Here is a 16,018-nt window from a genome sequence, read left to right on the forward strand (position 1 = left end):
GTCAGTCACGAAGTTTTCCTCCGACCTTGCCGTTGAGGCCCTCGACGATGCGCTTGCCTTCGATGGGCACCAGCTCCACCTCCAGCGGGTTGGGGGGTTCGAAACGCACCGAGCTGCCTGCGGGGATGTTCAGCCGCTTGCCGTAGGCGGCCTCGCGGCTGGGTTCGATGGCCAGGCGGGAGTTGACCTCGTAGAAGTGGAAGTGTGAGCCCACCTGGATGGGGCGGTCATCGGTATTGGTAACCGTCACGATCGTGACGTCGCGACCGGCGTTGAAGGCTACCGGGCCGGCGTCGCGCGGATGGTCGATCTTCCCGGGGTGAACCGGCGCCTCCTCCTTGCTCCCCTCCGGAATGGGGAGGATGCCCAGCTTCTGGATGGGGTTGCGAAGGGTGACCATCTTGGTGCCGTCGGGGAAGGTGGCCTCGATCTGGAGGTCGCTGATCATCTCCGCCACGCCGGGCATGACCTCGTTGTACGTGGGCAGCGGCAGGTCGTCCGGCTGATGCTTCAGTTCCATGAGGTCCTTGACGGATCTGCCGTCCCGTGCCCCTTCCAGCACATACGCGGTCAAGATCGCGACTGTCTCCGGGTAGTTGAGCTTTCGCCCTCGTCTTCTCCGCTTGTGGGCCACATCCGCGGCCACATGGATCATCAGACGTTCCTGCTCATGCAGAGTCAGATGCATTCCGCCACCTCGCCTTCGCTCTGCCCCGGGGAGGTCGCCCCTGGGAGACCGGCCATCGGCACGGGATGATCACCTCAGCGGCCCCGTCGGCCGGGCCCAGGCTATCGCGATCATCACCTCTTGCCCACTGAAAGTAATTCGATGAATACTTACAGTGATATGGCGTGGCGGTGAGGCGTGCGTCACCCGTGACACAGAATTCCCAGTACCTGTCACCCCCGGCGCTCTCAAGCCGTATCCGCCCAGCTCACCCACGCCACCGCAGGGCCGACTCGGTGGTGTTGTCTGTCACATCAGCCCTGTGGAGGGGGTCATGTCAATCCTGGCCTTCCCTGGCGCGCACGGCCCCGGCAACTCTGCGGGCGAGCTGGACGAGCGGGCCACTGTCGCCGACGCCGTCGACCCCTTCCTCGACTCCCTCACTACGGCCACCACCCGCCGCAGCTACGCCCCTGACCCGGCTGACCGCTGTGGCCAGTCCCCGCTATCCGGTCGCCGACCTCGACTGCGACCACTACGCCGCGGTGATGACCGCCTGGGACACCACAGCGGCGGCCACCTGGAACCGGCACCTGTCCGCGCTGATCTCCTTCACCACCTGGGCCCAGCGCCAGGACCTCCTGGCGACCAACCCGACCCGCCGCCTCCTGTGCCGCAAGACCGTCCAGCGCGGCGACCGCGCCATCCCCACCGCACGGCTGGAGAAGCTGTTCACCGACGACCGGCATGCCCCGCGTGAGCGGGTGCTGTGGCGGCTTCTCTACGAGGCCGCGGCCCGGGCAGAGGAAATCCTCTCCCTTGACGTCGAGGACCTGGACTTTGAGTTCCGCCGCGCCCGCGTCCGCTCCAAGGGCGGCGCATCGAATACGTGCACTGGGCCACTACCACCGCCCGGCTGCTGCCCCGCCTGCTGAACGGCCGCGCCGCCGGGCCGGTGTTCCTGGCCGACCGACGCCCCCACCTCCGGCCCCCGCGCCCCCGCGGCCGCCGACATCTGCCCCACCACCGGGCGGGCCGGCCTGTCCCACCCGCGCGCCGAGTACCTGTTCAAGACCTGTACCGCATCAAAACTAGCCATGGCGGCTCTGACTTGTGGTTTGACGAGGTTCATCCATGCAGACAAGATCGCGTCCTGTGCTGGTCCGCCTGTTCTACCTGATCATGCTCCGGGTATTCGGCTGGCTGATGTTGCTGGGCCGTGGCCAAGCGTCGAAGGACGCGGAGATCATGGTGTTGCGTCACGAGGTGGTGGTGCTGCGGCGTGAGGTCGGACGGCCGAAGCCGGACTGGGCCGATCGTGCTGTTCTCGCGGCGTTGGCTCGATGGTTGCCTGCCGGGCTGCGCGCTCATCGGCTGGTTACTCCGGCGACGTTGCTGGCGTGGCATCGTCGTCTGCTGCGTCGGGCGTGGACCTACCCGCATCGGCCCGGGCGTCCAGGAACGAGCCAGGAGCTTCGTGACCTGATCAATCGCTTGGCGCGGGAGAACCCCGCGTGGGGCCATCGACGGGTGCACGGAGAGTTGGTGCGGCTCGGTTTCCAGGTCAGTGAGGCCACCGTGCGACGCATCATGCGCTCGCGCCGTTTCGGCCCGGCGCCGCGGCATCTGACGCTTCCTGGCGCACCTTCTTACGGTCGCAGGCCGAAGGGCTCCTGGCTTGCGATTTCTTCCATGTTGACACGATCTTTCTGAAGCGCTTGTACGTGCTGTTCGTGATGGAGGTCCGCACGCGACACGTGCACATCTTGGGCGTGACCAGCCACCCGACCGGTGCGCTGAGTGCACCGATCGCCTGCTGATCTATGGCGAACGTCATCTGCGCTTGGTCCTGAACGAGTATCGCGATCACTACAACACGCATCGGCCGCATCAGGCTCGTGGACAACGACCTCCCGATCACGATGAGCATGTGGTCGTACCGATGGAAGGTCGGATCGAGTGCCACGAAATACTTGGAGGGGCGATCAACGAGTACCGCCGAGCTGCGTAGTCCGATCGGAGAACCCCCAGCTCAAACCACACGCGCGAGTTCTGACGCCCTACAGGTGGAGCGACTGAGGACCTAGTCTTGACCTACTGCATGTCCTCGATTGACCGAGCGGCCGTCAAGGGTGTTCTGACTTGAGCTTCTGGTGGCCATCTTTGGGGTCTGAGCTGACGCTGACCCACTAAATGATCTACCGGCCCGCCCGATCGGCGCCCATGAGCAGCCAGCGAGCAACCAAACATGATCAACTACTCGATCGCGAGCCCCAGGAAATCGAAAAACCCCAGGTCAAATGCGGTATTGGTGAGTAGGGCGGGTGGGACTTGAACCCACGACCCACGGATTATGAGTCCGATGCTCTGACCGGCTGAGCTACCGCCCCTGGATTAAGTTGTGGCGTGCGGTGGGACGTCGGAGGACCGTGCCGAGCCCCTGCGCATGCTAAGGCTAGAGCATCGGATGCGGTCTTGGTGTCCGGCCGAACGGGAGACGGGTCTCCGCGGATATCATTCCATGCCCGGCAGGGTTGTTGGAGCCTCGGTCGATCATATTCGGGGTCTTCGCTCGAAGCGGAGTCGCGAGGGATCGAGGGGGCGGTAGCGTCTCGGCGTGGCCGTGGCGCTGGTTTACGAGACTCACTCCATCACCGCGGACAACGAGACCGGCATCGCCACCGGGTGGTTGCCCGGTGAGCTGTCCGCGCGGGGGCGGGCTCTGGCTGTGGAGCTGGGGGCGCGGCGGAAGGCGGTGGATGTCGTGTACGCCTCCGACCTGCGGCGGGCCGTGCAGACGGCGGAGATCGCCTTTGCGGGCAGCGGCAAGGAGATCAGGCTCGATCGGCGGCTCAGGGAGTGTGACTACGGGATCTACAACGGGCGGCCGGTCGGTGAGGTGGCGGCGTTGCGGAGCAGGTACATCGATGAGCCGTGGCCGGGTGGGCAGAGTTATCGGCAGGTCGTGGTGGAGATGGCGGGGTTTCTGCGGGAGGTGATGGAGGAGTGGCAGGGGGGTTCGGTGCTGGTGGTGTCGCACTCCGCCAATCGGTGGGCGTTGCAGAATCTGCTGGATGGGACTCCGCTGGAGGAGTTGGTTGACGCGCCGTTCGAGTGGCGGCCGGGGTGGGAGTACAGCCTCGCCTGAGGTGGGGTGGGGTGGCCTCGGGGAGGGCGGGGGGCTCTCCCCGGGGCGATGCTTCGGGGTCCAAGGGGTGGGGGACCGGGGCGGATCGTGGTCTTCAGGGGTGGGGGCAGGGTTTACGGGGCGGTGCCGTAGCCGGGGTTGCGGACGAGCCAGTCGTGGTAGATCGGGCTGCGGCGTACGGCGTCCATGTGAGCCTGTTTGGCCTGTGCCACCACCCAGTCGGCCTCCAGGGCGGTGGGGTGGTGGCCGAGGAGTTGGCGCCAGCGCAGCGGCGCGCCGGCGAACGGCACCATGGACAGGCCCTGAGCGGGCTGGTGGGTGGCCTGGCAGAGCACGACCGCGCGGCCGACCTGGGCGAGGTGGGTGCAGGTTGAGACGTCGGTCTCGTAGATCGTGCCCGGGGTGAACCCCGCCCGCGCGCACGCCGTGGCGAAGCAGTCGGCGAAGCAGCCGTCGCCGGGCGTCACCGCCCACTGTTCGCCGGCGAGGTCGGCGAGCTCCACCTCCTTCTCCTTGGCCGCCGGATGGTCCTCGCCGACCAGGCAGAACACGGGGTCGAGGCTGATCGTCTCCCACATGAGCCCGCCAGTGGGGGTGCCGGAGTCGCCGCAGGCGCCGGTCAGCACGTAGTCGAGGCGGCCGAGCTCGACCATGCTGGTCAGCTCGTGGGCCGACCAGGAGGTGTACGTGCTGACCGCGCCTTCCGCGGCGAGCCGGTCGACCAGGCCGCCCAGTATGGGGCCGTTGGTGGCGCCTATGCGGAATCCGGGGGAGGGGGCGGCGGCGAAACGCACGGCTTCCTCCTGCAGCTCCTGCGCCGCGGGGAGCAGTACTCGTGCCCTGGAGAGCACGAGCTCGCCCAGCCTGGTGGGTCTCGCGCCATGCCTGTCGCGCTCGAACAGCGTGCCGCCGAGCACCCGCTCGATGCGCTTGAGCTGGGCGGTCAGGGCCGGCTGGGCCAGCCCGAGCTGGGATGCGGCCTTGCTCACACTTCCCGCGTCCGCGACCGCACGGACGATCCTGAGGTGCCTGAGCTCGAGGTCCATAAGGGGACCGTAAGGCGGCGATCTCTTACAAACAATGCCCATATGTCAGGAAATGTGACAGATATTGTCGGGGGTCTCTGGGGTAGGGGGAGCCCATGACGACGATGGGAATAGATCCAGCGCAGCTCAGCGATGAGGATCTGCTCCGCGAGCTGCGGCAACTGCACGCGACCCGGAGCGACACCTTCTTCCACGGGTCCGACGACGCTCTGGCGGTGCACACGTCCCGCATGAACGAACTGGAATCCGAATACCTTCGCCGCAACCCGGACCGCGAGGTCGACCCGAACCGGCTGAGGGAGGGGGCGAGACAGAGATCATGATCGAGATCCACGATGTGCAGGCTCTGTCGGACGTCGACGTCTACATCTACGAGGCGGTGGCGTCCCTGGCGGTGGAGCACGGCATGGCGCTGCCGGCCGCGTTGGTGCGGGCGTCCGGGCTGACGGAGGAGCAGGTGCGCGAGAGCCTCAAGCACCTGATCGAGCATGGGTACGTGGTGCCCAGGCAGGACGGGTACGCCCTCGGGGCCCATACGTTCGAGGTCGAGTACTGAGGCGTCCGGCCCCGGCGCGTGGACGAGCGGCCCTCGTGGTGCCGATCGCGTGCGCGCTCTGCGGCTTGGCGAGCCGCACGGTCGGATGGCGCACGCCGGTGGTGGCCGCGTGGTCGAGTGTCCGCTGCCCCGGGCGAGCGATGTTCGGAGAACACTCGCCACGCGGTCAGGGCCGCCGTACGAGCTGACCGAGCCGGGCCGGAGCGCTATCGGCATCCTGACTGCGAAAGGGCGTGTCGGTGATGTGATCGCCGCTCGTCGCAGGGCCTGCGACGAGCGGGCGCAGTCGAGCGGGCGCAGTCGAGCGGGCGCAGTCGAGCGGGCGGAGGCGAGCGGGCGCAGTCGAGCGGGCGGAGGCGAGCGGGCGCAGTCGAGCGGGCGGAGGCGAGCGGGCGCAGTCGAGCGGGCGCAGTCGAGCGGGTGAGGGTGAGCGGGCGGAGGCGGACGGGTGAGGGTGAGCGGGTGAAGGCGGACGGGTGGAGGAGGCGGTAAGAGCCGTCTGGCGCGGGCCGGGGGTCACGGAGGAGGCGGTCAGAGGCGTTTTACTCGGGCCCATGCCACGAACGCCCCGCCGAAGACGGCCATGGCGAGGCCGGTCCACAGGTTGATCGCGCTCCCGAGCGCCCCTGCGACGACGAGGATCACGCCGTACACCAGGAACAACCCGCCGATCACCATCCGAATGTCACTCACAGGATCACCCCGTACATCACAACGGCCAGGACGAGGGCGCCAGTGCCGAGCAACACCGGCGAGCGGTACCAGCGCGCGTCGCCCGCGAGCGCGTCGTCCTCCAGGTCGACGGCGCTGAGCCCGTACACGAGCCCGCGCAGCTCCTCGGCGGGCTTGGGCGTGGTGACCAGCGTGACCGCCACGGACACGATCACGTCCACGACGAACGCCACGCCCGCGCCCCAGAAGCTGGCGTTCAGCTCGGTGCCGAAGTTCACGATGCCGGCCTTGAACGCGATGTACGACGCGAAGGCCGCCAGCGTGCCCGCGAGCAGCCCCCAGAAGCCGGCCCACGGCGTCATCCGCCGCCAGAAGAGCCCGACGATGAACGTGGCGAAGAGCGGCGCGTTGAAGAACGAGAAGAGGGCCTGCAGGTAGTTCATGATGTTGGAGTAGCCGGCCGCGATGAACGCCGTCCCGACGCCCAGCGCCACGCCCGCCACGGTCGCGATCCGGCCCACCCGCAGGTAGTAGCCGTCGTCGCGGTCCGGCCGCAGGTGCGACTGCCAGATGTCGTTGGTGAACACCGTGTTGAACCCGCTGATGTTGGCCGCCATCCCCGCCATGAACGACGCCAGCAGCCCGGTCACCGCGACCCCGAGCACGCCGTTCGGCAGCAGGTCCCGCATGAGCAGCGGGATCGCGTTGTTGTACGCCTGCCCCTCACCCCAGCCGCTGAACAGCACCAGCGCGATCATCCCCGGCAGCACCGTCACCAGGGGGATGAACAGCTTCGGGTACGCGGCGATGATCGGCGTGAGCCGGGCCGCGTTCGTGTTCCTGGCCGACAGCGCCCGCTGCACCTCGGCGAAGTTCGTGGTCCAGTACCCGAAGGACAGCACGAACCCGAGGCCGAACACGATCCCGATCCAGTGCGCGTGCATCGGGTTGTCGCCCGCCGTGCCCGCCCACGTGTGCAGGCCGCCCTCGCCGAGCGGGCTCTGCCGTACCTTGTCCGCCAGCCCCGAGAAGCCGCCCACCTTGATCAGCCCGAGCACGGTCAGCGGGATCAGCCCGGCGAGGATCACGAAGAACTGCAGCACCTCGTTGTAGATCGCCGAGGAGAGCCCGCCGAGCGTGATGTACGCCAGCACGATCACCGCCGAGACCACCACCGAGACCGGCAGTGGCCAGCCCAGCAGCGCCTCCATGACCAGGGCGAGCGCGTAGAGGTTCACGCCCGCGATGAGGATCTGCGCGACCGCGAAAGTGATCGCGTTCAGCAGCTGCGTGGCGCCGTTGAAGCGCCTGCGCAGGAACTCGGGGACGCTGCGGACCTTCGAGCGGTAGTAGAAGGGCATCATCACGATGCCGAGGAACACCATGGCGGGCACGGCGCCGATCCAGTAGTAGTGCACGGTCATGGCGCCGTACTGCACGCCGTTGGCCGCCATGCCGAGGATCTCGATCGCGCCCAGGTTGGCCGAGACGAACGCGAGCCCGGTGATCCACGCGGGCAGTCCGCGCCCGGCGAGGAAGAAGTCGAGGCTGGAGCTGATCCGCTTGCGGGCGGCTAAGCCGATGGCGAGCACGGTGACGAAGTAGATCGCGATGAGCACGTAGTCGAGGAGGTTCACGTCGAGACGCACGGCAAGCCCGCTACCCCGGAAACGCCCAACATCACGCGGACATGCCACGCAGGCGTACTGTCAGGGTGTGGACGTCGCCGACCTCAGCCCGGCGCAGGCGCGCGAGCGCTTCCGCGCCGGCGAGCGCGTGCCCACCGCGGGGTGGTGCCAGGGGTGGACGCAGGCCAACCTGATCGCCGTGCCCCGGCGGCTGCGGTATGAGCTGCTGCTGTTCGCCCACCTCAACCCGCAGGCGTGTCCCGTGCTGGACGTGGGGGAGCCGGGCGCCTGGTCCACGCCGCTGTTCCCCGGCGATCTGCGTACCGACCTGCCCGGATACCGGCTCTACCGCGACGGTGAGCCGGTCGCGGACCTCGGCAACGTGGTGGAGCGGTGGCGGGACGACCTGGTGCCGTTCCTCATCGGGTGCAGCTTCACCTTCGAGCGGGCGCTGCTCGCGGCCGGGGTGCCGGTGCGGCACCTGGAGCTGGGGACGAACGTGCCGATGTACGTCACGGACGTCGCCTGCGCGGCGGCCGGGAGCCTGTCGGGACCGCTGGTCGTGTCGATGCGGCCGGTGCCGGACGAGCTGGTGAAGACCGCGGTCGAGGTGAGCGGGCAGTATCCGCTGGTGCACGGGGCGCCGGTGCACGTCGGGGACCCCGCGGCGATCGGGATCCGCGACCTGGCCCGGCCGGACTTCGGCGATGCGGTCGAGGTGCGGGAGGGGGAGGTGCCGCTGTTCTGGGCGTGCGGGGTGACGCCGCAGGCGGCGGTCATGGCCAGCGGCGTCGAGTACGCGATCGGCCACCTGCCCGGGCACATGGCGATCCTGGACGCCCGCGACGGCGACTACCGCATGCCGTCCTGACCGTCGCGCCGTCCTGACGGCTTGCTGTCCTGACACCCGCGTACGCGGATTTGCGTACGCGGGTGCCTCGTCTCGGCGGACGACCCCGGGCGCCGCCCAGGTCAGACTCCTTGACCATGCTGACCGTCTTGACCAGGGCGTTCCGGGTGCCGGAGCTGCGCAAGAAACTGCTGTTCACGCTGGGACTCATCGCGTTGTTCCGTCTCGGGCAGGTCCTGCCCTCCCCGGGGGTGGACGTGGTGGCCGTGCGGGAGTGCGTGGGGTCGGCCAGGGGCGGCCTGTTCGACATGGTGCAGATGCTCAGCGGGGGCGCGATGCTGCAGCTGTCGGTGTTCGCGCTGGGCGTCATGCCGTACATCACGGCCAGCATCATCATGCAGCTCTTCGCCGTGCTGGTGCCCCGGCTGGAGGCCCTCAGGAAGGAGGGGCAGCGCGGCCAGGCGAAGATCACCCAGTACACGCGGTACCTGACCGTCGGCCTCGCCGTACTGAACGCCGGGACGATCGTCGCGCTCGCCCGCTCCCGGCAGCTGCTGCCCGGGTGCGCGAAGCCGCTGCTGCGCGACGAGGGGCTGCTTCCCGTGGCCGTGATCGTGCTGACCATGGTGGCGGGGGCCTGCGTGGTCATGTGGCTCGGCGAGCTGGTCACGGACCGGGGCATCGGGAACGGCATGTCCATCCTGATGTTCACGCAGGTCGTGGCCGTCTTCCCGGGATACATGGCGAAGATCTTCGTGCTCAGCCCGGTGAGTTTCGTGGTGATGATGGCCGCCGGGCTGTGTCTAGTGGCGGCCGTGGTGTTCGTGGAGCAGGCGCAGCGGCGGGTCCCGGTGCAGTACGCGAAGCGGATGGTGGGGCGGCGGATGTACGGGGGCGGCAACACCTACATCCCGCTGAAGGTGAACCAGGCGGGGATCGTGCCGGTGATCTTCACCTCCTCGCTGCTGTACCTGCCGACGCTGGCGGCGCCGCTGCTGGGGGACTCGGCGCGGACGTGGGTGGAGCTCAACCTGACCTCGGGGACGCATCCGCTCTACATGAGCGTGTACGTGCTGCTCATCGTCGCCTTCGCGTACTTCTACGTGTCGATCACCTTCAACCCCGTGGAGGTGGCGGACAACATGCGGCGTTACGGGGGATTCGTTCCCGGGATCCGGCCGGGCGGGCCCACGGCGCGATACCTGGCGTACGTGCTCTCCCGGCTGACCGCGCCCGGGGCGCTCTACCTGGGGGTGCTGGCGCTGCTCCCGCTGGTGGCGTTCGCCATCCTCCGGGATCCGGGCACGCAGCAGAACTTCCCGTTCGGGGGGACGAGCGTGCTGATCATGGTCGGGGTCGGGCTGGACACCGTCAAGCAGATCGAGTCCCAGCTCCAGCAGCGCAACTACGAGGGTTTCCTGCGATAGGTCCTGCTTATGGCCTCACTCCGTGAGGCGGGTTCGGTCGCCCGGGAGCCGTCGCCTTCCCTCGTCGCTCTGGTCGCTGCGCTCCCGCCGCTCCTCAGTCCAGGCGACGGCGCTCCCTCACACGCTGAGCCCGGCTCGCATGGCGAAGACCACGAGTTGGGCCCGGTCCCTGGCGCGCAGCTTGAGCATGGCGCGGCTGACGTGGGTGCGTACGGTGTCGGGGCTGATCACCAGCTCCTTGGCGATCTCCTCGTTCGACCGCCCGGTGGCCACCCACGCCACCAGCTCCCGCTCGCGCGGCGTGAGCGTCTCCAGCCCTTCGACCGGCTCGCTGCCGTGCCGCCCGAACATCCCGATGACCCTCTTCGTGATCGCCGGTGACAGCAGCGCCTCCCCGGCGGCCACCACGCGTACGGCGTTGACCAGCTCCTCCGGGGCGCTGTCCTTGAGCAGGAAACCGCTGGCGCCGGCCTGGAGGGCGGCGAAGACGTACTCGTCGACGGCGAAGGTCGTCACCACGACGATCCTGGTGGCGCGCAGCTCGGGGTCGTCGGCGATGGCCCGCAGCACGGCCAGCCCGTCCATGCCGGGCATGCGGATGTCGAGCAGCAGGACGTCGGGGCGGGTGCGGCGGATCAGCGCGAGCGCGGCGGCGCCGTCGGCGGCCTCGCCCACGCACTCCATCCCGGGCGCGCGCTCCAGCAGGGCCCGCAGCCCCATCCGCACGACCGCCTGATCGTCGGCGACGGCCACCCTGATCACACCCTCAGGGGAGGCCGCACCGTCCGGGACGGTCGCCCCACCCAGGGAGGCCGCGTCGTCCAAGGGGATCGCGCGGTCCGGGGTGGTCACGCGGAGGTCCTGGGGAACCGGGCGGTCACCTGGAAGCCGCCGCCCTCGCGCGGTCCGGCGGCGAAGTGGCCGCCCGCTTCGGTGACCCTGGCGCGCATCCCGGCCAGCCCGCGCCCCTCGCCCGCGCCGGTACGGCCCACGCCCCGATCGGCCACCTCCAGCACGAACTCGGCCGGACCCCCGCCCACCCGCACGAGCGCCCTGGTGGGCCCGGCGTGACGCAGGACGTTGGTCAGCGACTCACGCACCACTCCGTAGACGGCGGCCTGGAGATGGGCGGGCACGGCGAGGTCCGCGGGCTCGACGTCCACCGGCACGCCCGCCGCCCGCACGCCGTCGATGAGCCCGGCGAGATCGGCCCCAGGCGGGTCGATGCCGTCGAGCGCGGCCCGCAGCTGGGCGAGCGCCGTCGTGCTGGTCTCCCTGATCGCCCGCAGCGAGGCGCGCGCCTGCTCGGGGTCGTCGTCCAGGGTGACGAGCGCGATCCCGGCCTGCATGGCGATGGCCGCCAGCCCGTGCCCGGCCGCGTCGTGCACCTCTCCGGCGATCCTGGCCCGCTCGGCAGCCAGCAGGTCCGGCCTGGAATCGCCGACGGAACGCACCGTCGTGAGCCGGTGGGGCTGGGCGGCCGGGATGCCCCATGCCGCCTGAGGCGGCGGCTCGGAGCGTACGGACTCGGCGGAGAACGGCGGCGGCTCGGCGTCCGCGGCGGCGGCAGCGGCCGCGGCGCGAGCCTGGGCGAGGCCGCTGAACGACCACGGGACGGCCAGCCAGCCCGCCCACGCCAGCATGATCACGACGGGGACGTCGCCGAACCGGGTCAGGCGCGACAGGGCGGCGAGCGGCCGGCGCAGGCGGCCGGCCCTGTACGTCTGCTCCGTCACCATCCCCACCCGGCCAAGGCTCGTGTTGCCCCGATCCTAGCGAGCTTTCACAGGTTCCGGGTCTGGCGCGGGCCGTCCAGCCCCCACGAGGTGATCTTCTTCGGCGTGATCCTGATGATCTCTCTCGAGAAGTACGGCACGGGCGGGTCGACGTCGCTCAGCGCCTCCGCCGTGCCCCTGATCTCGATGCCGCGCACCACCCACGGATCGACCGAGGCCAGGTCGTCGACGACGAGCGCGACGGTGCTGCCCTTCTGGACGTTCCTGAACTTCTTGGACGCGCCCATGGCGTGCCCGCCGATGGTGATCGTGCCGGTCGCGGCGTCGACGAAGAAGCCGACCGGGTTGTTCTGCACCTGCCCGCCGGGCGACACGGAGGCCAGCCGGCCGAGATGCTGCGAGGACAGGTAGTCGAGTTCCGCTGATGTGAAGGTCATGCAGGCGAGTCTGCAACCTTGACGTCGGTTGAGGTCAAGCCATTCCGCCTGTGAGCCAGCGCACGGGGTTCGCGGTGGTGATGAGGCCGATCGTGTCCTCGCCGACGCCCGCCTCGCGCAGGCGTGGCAGCAGGGCGTGGAAGAGGTGCGCGTAGCCCGGCCCGTCGTACTTGCGCAGCTGCGCCACCCGGCTCAGCCCCGTGCTGATCAGCAGGCGGTCCGCGTGGCCGTCCTCGATGAGGCCGAGCGCGATCCTGGCCGCCTGGTCGGGGCCCAGGCCGAGCACGCCGAGGCTCACGTACGCGCCAGCCTCGGCGATCTTCCTGGCCGCGCCCAGGTCGGTGCCCGCGTAGCCGACGGCCACCCGGGAGCCGGGCAGGCCCTGGCCGAGCAGGATCTCCAGGAGCGCGGGGGCGTGCGCGCCGTGCGTGGCGACGGGCAGGCGCGACTTCAGCGAGGCGCGGGCGGCGGCGACGAGCCAGCGCTCCTCGCGCGGCGTCGGCTCGGCGCCCCAGGTGCCGACCTCGCCGATCACGCCGGGGAACACGCCCATGTCGTCCACGCCGCTGAGGATCTCGTCCATGAGCCGGGCGGTGAGCGTGTCCACGTCCGCGTCGCCGACGTCAGTGAACGGCTCGGCGAACAGGCCGGTCGACGCGATCACCGGAACCCGGCTGCCGGCTGCCATGCGGGCCAGGGCGGCGGCGTCGCGGCCCATGCCCACGCAGGTCAGGTCGACCACGAGGCCGAGGCCGTCGGCCTGGCGCAGCTCGCGGAGCTCGGCGGTGACGGCCTGCTCCTCGTCGAGCCACCGGTACGGGTCCGAGTCGATGCCGACGGCCCAGCGCATGTCGGTACGCAGATGCTCGTGGGGGAGTACGGGGCCGGTGATGGCCGCGGCGCGTACAGGGCCGGTGACGGTACGAAGCAAGACCTCGGGCATAGCAGACATTAACCGATGTTTGCCGGAAGTAGCCTCTTCTGGCGGGAAATTTTGCCGTCCGTAGGGTTTCGGGCTTTGCTAGTCGCCTGCAAGTCGGCACCTAGTAGGGGCCCGTATCCTGGATGGCACACCGACTGCCGGGGGGAATTGTGCAGGTTCAGAACTCCGACACCGGCGACGCCGACCTGCTCAAGGGCGAGGCCGCCGAGCAGTCCGGCATGCCCGAGCGCCGTACGGGGCTCCACGGGTGGCTGGACGGGATCAGGTCCACGCGCACGGGCGCGCTCACGCTGAAGATCGTGTTCGGCGTGATCGGGACCGTCATGGTGGTGGCCGGGCTGATCATGGTGCCCTTCCCCGGGCCGGGGTGGGCGGTCGTGTTCGCCGGGCTGGCGGTGCTGGCCGTGGAGTTCCACTGGGCCCGCAGGGTGCTGGAGTTCGGCAAGCGCACGCTGCACGCCTGGATGGAGTGGTACAAGCGGCAGGGCTGGCTGGTTCGCGTCGTCGTGCTCGTCGTGACCGTGGCCGCCGCCGCGGTGATCGTCTACTTCGGCCTGCTCACGCTCGGCTTCGACGCGATCGAGTTCGTCCGGGGTTACATATAGATCGGTCCGGTATACCGGGCCGATAGTTCATGCTTTCCTGCCTATTCTGCGGGCGTGATCGCCAAAATCGCCATCGCGCTGTCCTTAACGCTTTCCGGCCACGCGTCCGCGGGGTTTACGGGTCCCGCCGCCCGGGCGGACCTCGTGCTCCCCGGGACCGGGGGCGTGAAATATCGCGAAACGACAGGTGATCCGGTACGCCTGACCGCCTACGGTCTCGGCACCAAGCGCACCTACCTCAGGTCCACGACCGGGAGCACGTTCACCTGGCAGCAGTCGCTGTCCGAAGTGTCCGTCGCGCCCGGCGGCCGGCTGACGGCAGGCGTGCCCAGGGCGTACCGGTCGGGCTACGACTCCCTGATCGTCACCGACCGCACCACCGGCGCCGCCGGCCGGATCCGCACGGTCAAGAAGCCCCTGACGGCTTCCTACGCCTCCTGGTCCCGCGACGGGAAACGGGTCGCGCTCACGGTCGAGCAGAAGACGGGCGGCACGTGGCGCGTGATCGGCTACACCGTCGTGGACGTGGCCGCCAAGACCGCGCGCACGATCAGGGTCACCGGCCTGAGCGCGAAAGCGGGCTTCTGGTGGAGCCCCGACGGCAACCTCGTCTCCATGTACGGCACCGGCCTGCGCGTCTACCGGGCCGTGGACGGCGCGGTCCTGCGCACCTACGCCGGCGTCGGCCTGCCGACCGGGCCCGAGGACTCGTTCTCGCCGTCGGGCACCCGCCTGACCACCTGGTGCCCGTCACGCTTCAAGGAACAGCTCTGCCTCGTCGACCCGGCCACCGGCAAGATCGTCCAGCGGGTGAACGCCCGGCCGGAGGCGCTGTTCGGCTGGTGGGACGACAGCCACGTCATCGCCGTCGTGGCGCGCGGCACGGCCTACCGGCTGGTGGTGCTGGATCTGACCGGCAAGGCGACACGCGTGCTCGCGGAGGTGCCCCGTACGACGTGGGCCGCGGAACTCTGGCTCTCCTTCACCCGAGGGTCATAGATAGAGACCGGTGCCGTGGTCGGTCTCCTGGGTGGCCACCGCGTGCAGGTCGCGCTCGCGCATCACCAGATAGACCTGCGCGTGCACCTCGACCTCGGACTGCTCGTCCGGGTTGAAGAGCACCTTGTCGCCCACCTTGACCGAGCGCACGTTCGTGCCGACGCCGCACACCTCGCCCCAGGCCAGCCGGTTGGCCATCTTGACCGTCGCGGGGATGACGATCCCGGAGCCGCTGCGCCGCTCCTCGGCCTCGGGCTCCAGCTTGATCATGACCCGGTCGTGCAGCATCTGAATTTCGAACTTGGGCTCTACCACGCGCCCAAGTTTACGAGCCACGGCACCCGCGAGACTCCGGAAGTCACGATCACGGCAGCCTGAGCTCGGAGAACACGGGCCGATGGTCGGTGCCCCGCAACGGCAGCACCTCGAACTCCCGCACCGCCATCCGCGAATCCGCCAGCACGTGGTCGATCGCCACACCGGGCAGGTTCACCTGCGACCCCTCCTGCGGCCAGGTCGCCACGAATCCCCGTCCCATGACGTCGGCCGCGTCCCGGTAGCCGCTCGCCAGCAGGGCGCGTACCGGCAGATGGTCGAGCGTGGCGTTGAAGTCGCCCGCCAGCACCCGCAGCTCCTTGCCCGCGGGCGGCAGCGCCTCCAGGCCCGACTGCCAGCACGGCTGCCGCCCGATCCGCTTGGGCGCGCACGGGTGCACCGACACGATCTCCACGCGTGCCCCGCCGGGATGCCTGAGCCAGGCCCTGGCCTGCCCGAAGCCGCCGTAGTTGATGGCCTGCCCGGCCGTGACCGGGTGCCGCGCGTACACGGCCGACCCGCCGACCCCCTCCCGCGGCCGGGTGACGGCGTACGGCAACATCGCGCGCACCCCCGCCCTGTCCAGCCGCCGCATGGCGTCCGGCGTGAACTCCTGCAACGTCAGCACGTCCGGCCGCAACCTGCTGATCAGCGCCATCAGCTCCGCCGTGTGGGCCCGCCCCACCAGCAGGTTCGCCGCGAGCACCCGCAGCACCGGCCCGTCGGCGTCGGGGTTGCCGTCGACCAGGCCACGAGGGAGCACGGCAGGCACCAATGCCAGCACCGTGACGAGCGCGACCGTGCCCGCCGCCCACCGCCGCAGCAGGCAGGCCAGCGCCAGGCTCACCACCGCCGCGCACACCGCGTACGGCGTGTACGCCACCACCGGCACCCACGGCCAGTCCGGTTCGAACCCGCTCAACCGCACCGCCGCCCACCCCGCGAACGGCACCACCACGATCCAGCTCATCCATGTCCGCACGCCCTGT

20 protein-coding genes and 1 tRNA gene are annotated in these 16,018 nt (G+C 69.7%); 10 read left to right on the plus strand and 11 right to left on the minus strand.

Annotation, left to right across the window (positions count from 1 at the left end):
* Position 1 precedes the first annotated feature (1 nt).
* A complete protein-coding gene (locus ACIBI9_RS01000) occupies positions 2–688 on the minus strand; it encodes an urease subunit gamma (protein WP_397219862.1) in 687 nt (228 codons plus the stop codon).
* Positions 689–1,158: 470 nt separating this feature from the next.
* Between ACIBI9_RS01000 and ACIBI9_RS01005 the strand changes: the two genes are divergently transcribed.
* The 3 genes from ACIBI9_RS01005 (at position 1,159) to ACIBI9_RS01015 (ending at position 2,678) form a co-directional block, all read left to right on the plus strand.
* Positions 1,159–1,602, plus strand: a complete 444-nt coding sequence (locus ACIBI9_RS01005) for a tyrosine-type recombinase/integrase (RefSeq protein WP_397219863.1) — start codon at positions 1,159–1,161, stop codon at positions 1,600–1,602.
* 220 nt (positions 1,603–1,822) lie between these two features.
* Entirely contained in the window at positions 1,823–2,380 is a 558-nt protein-coding gene (locus tag ACIBI9_RS01010; RefSeq protein WP_397219865.1) for an IS3 family transposase, read from the plus strand.
* Positions 2,381–2,486: 106 nt separating this feature from the next.
* On the plus strand, positions 2,487–2,678 hold the full coding sequence (locus ACIBI9_RS01015; protein ID WP_397220817.1) for an integrase core domain-containing protein: 192 nt from the start codon (positions 2,487–2,489) through the stop codon (positions 2,676–2,678).
* Between the two features lie 305 nt (positions 2,679–2,983).
* Here ACIBI9_RS01015 and ACIBI9_RS01020 read toward each other — a convergent pair.
* Positions 2,984–3,057 (minus strand) — tRNA-Ile (locus tag ACIBI9_RS01020).
* 227 nt (positions 3,058–3,284) lie between these two features.
* Here ACIBI9_RS01020 and ACIBI9_RS01025 point away from each other — a divergent pair.
* The gene (locus ACIBI9_RS01025) at positions 3,285–3,815 is read left to right on the plus strand and encodes a histidine phosphatase family protein (RefSeq protein WP_397219866.1); all 531 of its coding nucleotides are present in this window, start codon (positions 3,285–3,287) and stop codon (positions 3,813–3,815) included.
* 113 nt (positions 3,816–3,928) lie between these two features.
* Here ACIBI9_RS01025 and ACIBI9_RS01030 read toward each other — a convergent pair whose 3' ends face one another.
* Positions 3,929–4,861, minus strand: coding sequence for a LysR family transcriptional regulator (locus tag ACIBI9_RS01030; RefSeq protein WP_397219867.1), 933 nt, complete (start codon positions 4,859–4,861; stop codon positions 3,929–3,931).
* A 95-nt stretch (positions 4,862–4,956) separates the two neighbouring features.
* On the opposite strand from ACIBI9_RS01030, the gene ACIBI9_RS01035 reads away from it, so the two are divergent.
* Both ACIBI9_RS01035 and ACIBI9_RS01040 read left to right on the plus strand, forming a co-directional pair.
* Positions 4,957–5,184 carry a DUF6158 family protein gene (locus ACIBI9_RS01035; RefSeq protein WP_397219868.1) on the plus strand — a complete coding sequence of 76 codons (228 nt, stop codon included), beginning with the start codon at positions 4,957–4,959 and terminating at the stop codon, positions 5,182–5,184.
* On the plus strand, positions 5,181–5,417 hold the full coding sequence (locus ACIBI9_RS01040) for a hypothetical protein (protein WP_397219870.1): 237 nt from the start codon (positions 5,181–5,183) through the stop codon (positions 5,415–5,417). The genes ACIBI9_RS01035 and ACIBI9_RS01040 overlap by 4 nt, the downstream gene beginning before the upstream one ends.
* Before the next feature lie 531 nt (positions 5,418–5,948).
* On the opposite strand, the gene ACIBI9_RS01045 is transcribed toward ACIBI9_RS01040, so the two are convergent.
* A complete protein-coding gene (locus ACIBI9_RS01045; protein WP_397219871.1) occupies positions 5,949–6,110 on the minus strand; it encodes a hypothetical protein in 162 nt (53 codons plus the stop codon).
* Positions 6,107–7,738, minus strand: a complete 1,632-nt coding sequence (locus ACIBI9_RS01050) for a sodium:solute symporter family protein (RefSeq protein ID WP_397219872.1) — start codon at positions 7,736–7,738, stop codon at positions 6,107–6,109. Before ACIBI9_RS01050 ends, ACIBI9_RS01045 begins: the two co-directional genes overlap by 4 nt.
* A gap of 67 nt (positions 7,739–7,805) precedes the next feature.
* On the opposite strand from ACIBI9_RS01050, the gene ACIBI9_RS01055 reads away from it, so the two are divergent.
* A complete protein-coding gene (locus tag ACIBI9_RS01055) occupies positions 7,806–8,588 on the plus strand; it encodes a putative hydro-lyase (protein ID WP_397219873.1) in 783 nt (260 codons plus the stop codon).
* 116 nt (positions 8,589–8,704) lie between these two features.
* Positions 8,705–9,994 carry a preprotein translocase subunit SecY gene (secY, locus tag ACIBI9_RS01060; RefSeq protein WP_397219874.1) on the plus strand — a complete coding sequence of 430 codons (1,290 nt, stop codon included), beginning with the start codon at positions 8,705–8,707 and terminating at the stop codon, positions 9,992–9,994.
* A 117-nt stretch (positions 9,995–10,111) separates the two neighbouring features.
* On the opposite strand, the gene ACIBI9_RS01065 is transcribed toward secY, so the two are convergent.
* From ACIBI9_RS01065 to ACIBI9_RS01080, 4 genes are all read right to left on the minus strand, one after another.
* Positions 10,112–10,756, minus strand: a complete 645-nt coding sequence (locus ACIBI9_RS01065) for a response regulator (RefSeq protein WP_397220818.1) — start codon at positions 10,754–10,756, stop codon at positions 10,112–10,114.
* Positions 10,757–10,842: 86 nt separating this feature from the next.
* A complete protein-coding gene (locus ACIBI9_RS01070) occupies positions 10,843–11,733 on the minus strand; it encodes a sensor histidine kinase (protein ID WP_397220819.1) in 891 nt (296 codons plus the stop codon).
* 44 nt (positions 11,734–11,777) lie between these two features.
* Positions 11,778–12,167 carry a PPOX class F420-dependent oxidoreductase gene (locus tag ACIBI9_RS01075; protein WP_397219875.1) on the minus strand — a complete coding sequence of 130 codons (390 nt, stop codon included), beginning with the start codon at positions 12,165–12,167 and terminating at the stop codon, positions 11,778–11,780.
* A 34-nt stretch (positions 12,168–12,201) separates the two neighbouring features.
* The gene (locus ACIBI9_RS01080) at positions 12,202–13,110 is read right to left on the minus strand and encodes a phosphotriesterase (RefSeq protein WP_397219876.1); all 909 of its coding nucleotides are present in this window, start codon (positions 13,108–13,110) and stop codon (positions 12,202–12,204) included.
* Positions 13,111–13,259: 149 nt separating this feature from the next.
* Here ACIBI9_RS01080 and ACIBI9_RS01085 point away from each other — a divergent pair, with 149 nt between their 5' ends.
* Both ACIBI9_RS01085 and ACIBI9_RS01090 read left to right on the plus strand, forming a co-directional pair.
* The gene (locus ACIBI9_RS01085) at positions 13,260–13,715 is read left to right on the plus strand and encodes a TIGR02611 family protein (RefSeq protein WP_397219877.1); all 456 of its coding nucleotides are present in this window, start codon (positions 13,260–13,262) and stop codon (positions 13,713–13,715) included.
* 54 nt (positions 13,716–13,769) lie between these two features.
* The gene (locus ACIBI9_RS01090; protein ID WP_397219878.1) at positions 13,770–14,714 is read left to right on the plus strand and encodes a hypothetical protein; all 945 of its coding nucleotides are present in this window, start codon (positions 13,770–13,772) and stop codon (positions 14,712–14,714) included.
* Here the strand turns inward: ACIBI9_RS01090 and ACIBI9_RS01095 are convergent.
* Together ACIBI9_RS01095 and ACIBI9_RS01100 are read right to left on the minus strand one after the other, a co-directional pair.
* Positions 14,709–15,029, minus strand: coding sequence for a co-chaperone GroES (locus tag ACIBI9_RS01095; RefSeq protein WP_192791957.1), 321 nt, complete (start codon positions 15,027–15,029; stop codon positions 14,709–14,711). The genes ACIBI9_RS01090 and ACIBI9_RS01095 overlap by 6 nt on opposite strands.
* Before the next feature lie 49 nt (positions 15,030–15,078).
* Positions 15,079–15,999, minus strand: a complete 921-nt coding sequence (locus tag ACIBI9_RS01100; RefSeq protein WP_397219879.1) for an endonuclease/exonuclease/phosphatase family protein — start codon at positions 15,997–15,999, stop codon at positions 15,079–15,081.
* Positions 16,000–16,018 lie beyond the last annotated feature (19 nt).

The organism is Nonomuraea sp. NPDC050451, assembly GCF_044458585.1.

Excerpts from the sequence above, each read along its gene's own strand:
- ACIBI9_RS01035 (WP_397219868.1), top strand. The coding sequence starts at position 4,957 with ATGACGACGATGGGAATAGATCCAGCGCAGCTCAGCGATGAGGATCTG.
- ACIBI9_RS01040 (WP_397219870.1), top strand. The coding sequence starts at position 5,181 with ATGATCGAGATCCACGATGTGCAGGCTCTGTCGGACGTCGACGTCTAC.
- ACIBI9_RS01070 (WP_397220819.1), bottom strand. The coding sequence starts at position 11,733 with ATGGTGACGGAGCAGACGTACAGGGCCGGCCGCCTGCGCCGGCCGCTC.
- ACIBI9_RS01080 (WP_397219876.1), bottom strand. The coding sequence starts at position 13,110 with ATGCCCGAGGTCTTGCTTCGTACCGTCACCGGCCCTGTACGCGCCGCG.
- ACIBI9_RS01000 (WP_397219862.1), bottom strand. The coding sequence starts at position 688 with ATGCATCTGACTCTGCATGAGCAGGAACGTCTGATGATCCATGTGGCC.
- ACIBI9_RS01075 (WP_397219875.1), bottom strand. The coding sequence starts at position 12,167 with ATGACCTTCACATCAGCGGAACTCGACTACCTGTCCTCGCAGCATCTC.
- ACIBI9_RS01100 (WP_397219879.1), bottom strand. The coding sequence starts at position 15,999 with ATGAGCTGGATCGTGGTGGTGCCGTTCGCGGGGTGGGCGGCGGTGCGG.
- secY (WP_397219874.1), top strand. The coding sequence starts at position 8,705 with ATGCTGACCGTCTTGACCAGGGCGTTCCGGGTGCCGGAGCTGCGCAAG.
- ACIBI9_RS01030 (WP_397219867.1), bottom strand. The coding sequence starts at position 4,861 with ATGGACCTCGAGCTCAGGCACCTCAGGATCGTCCGTGCGGTCGCGGAC.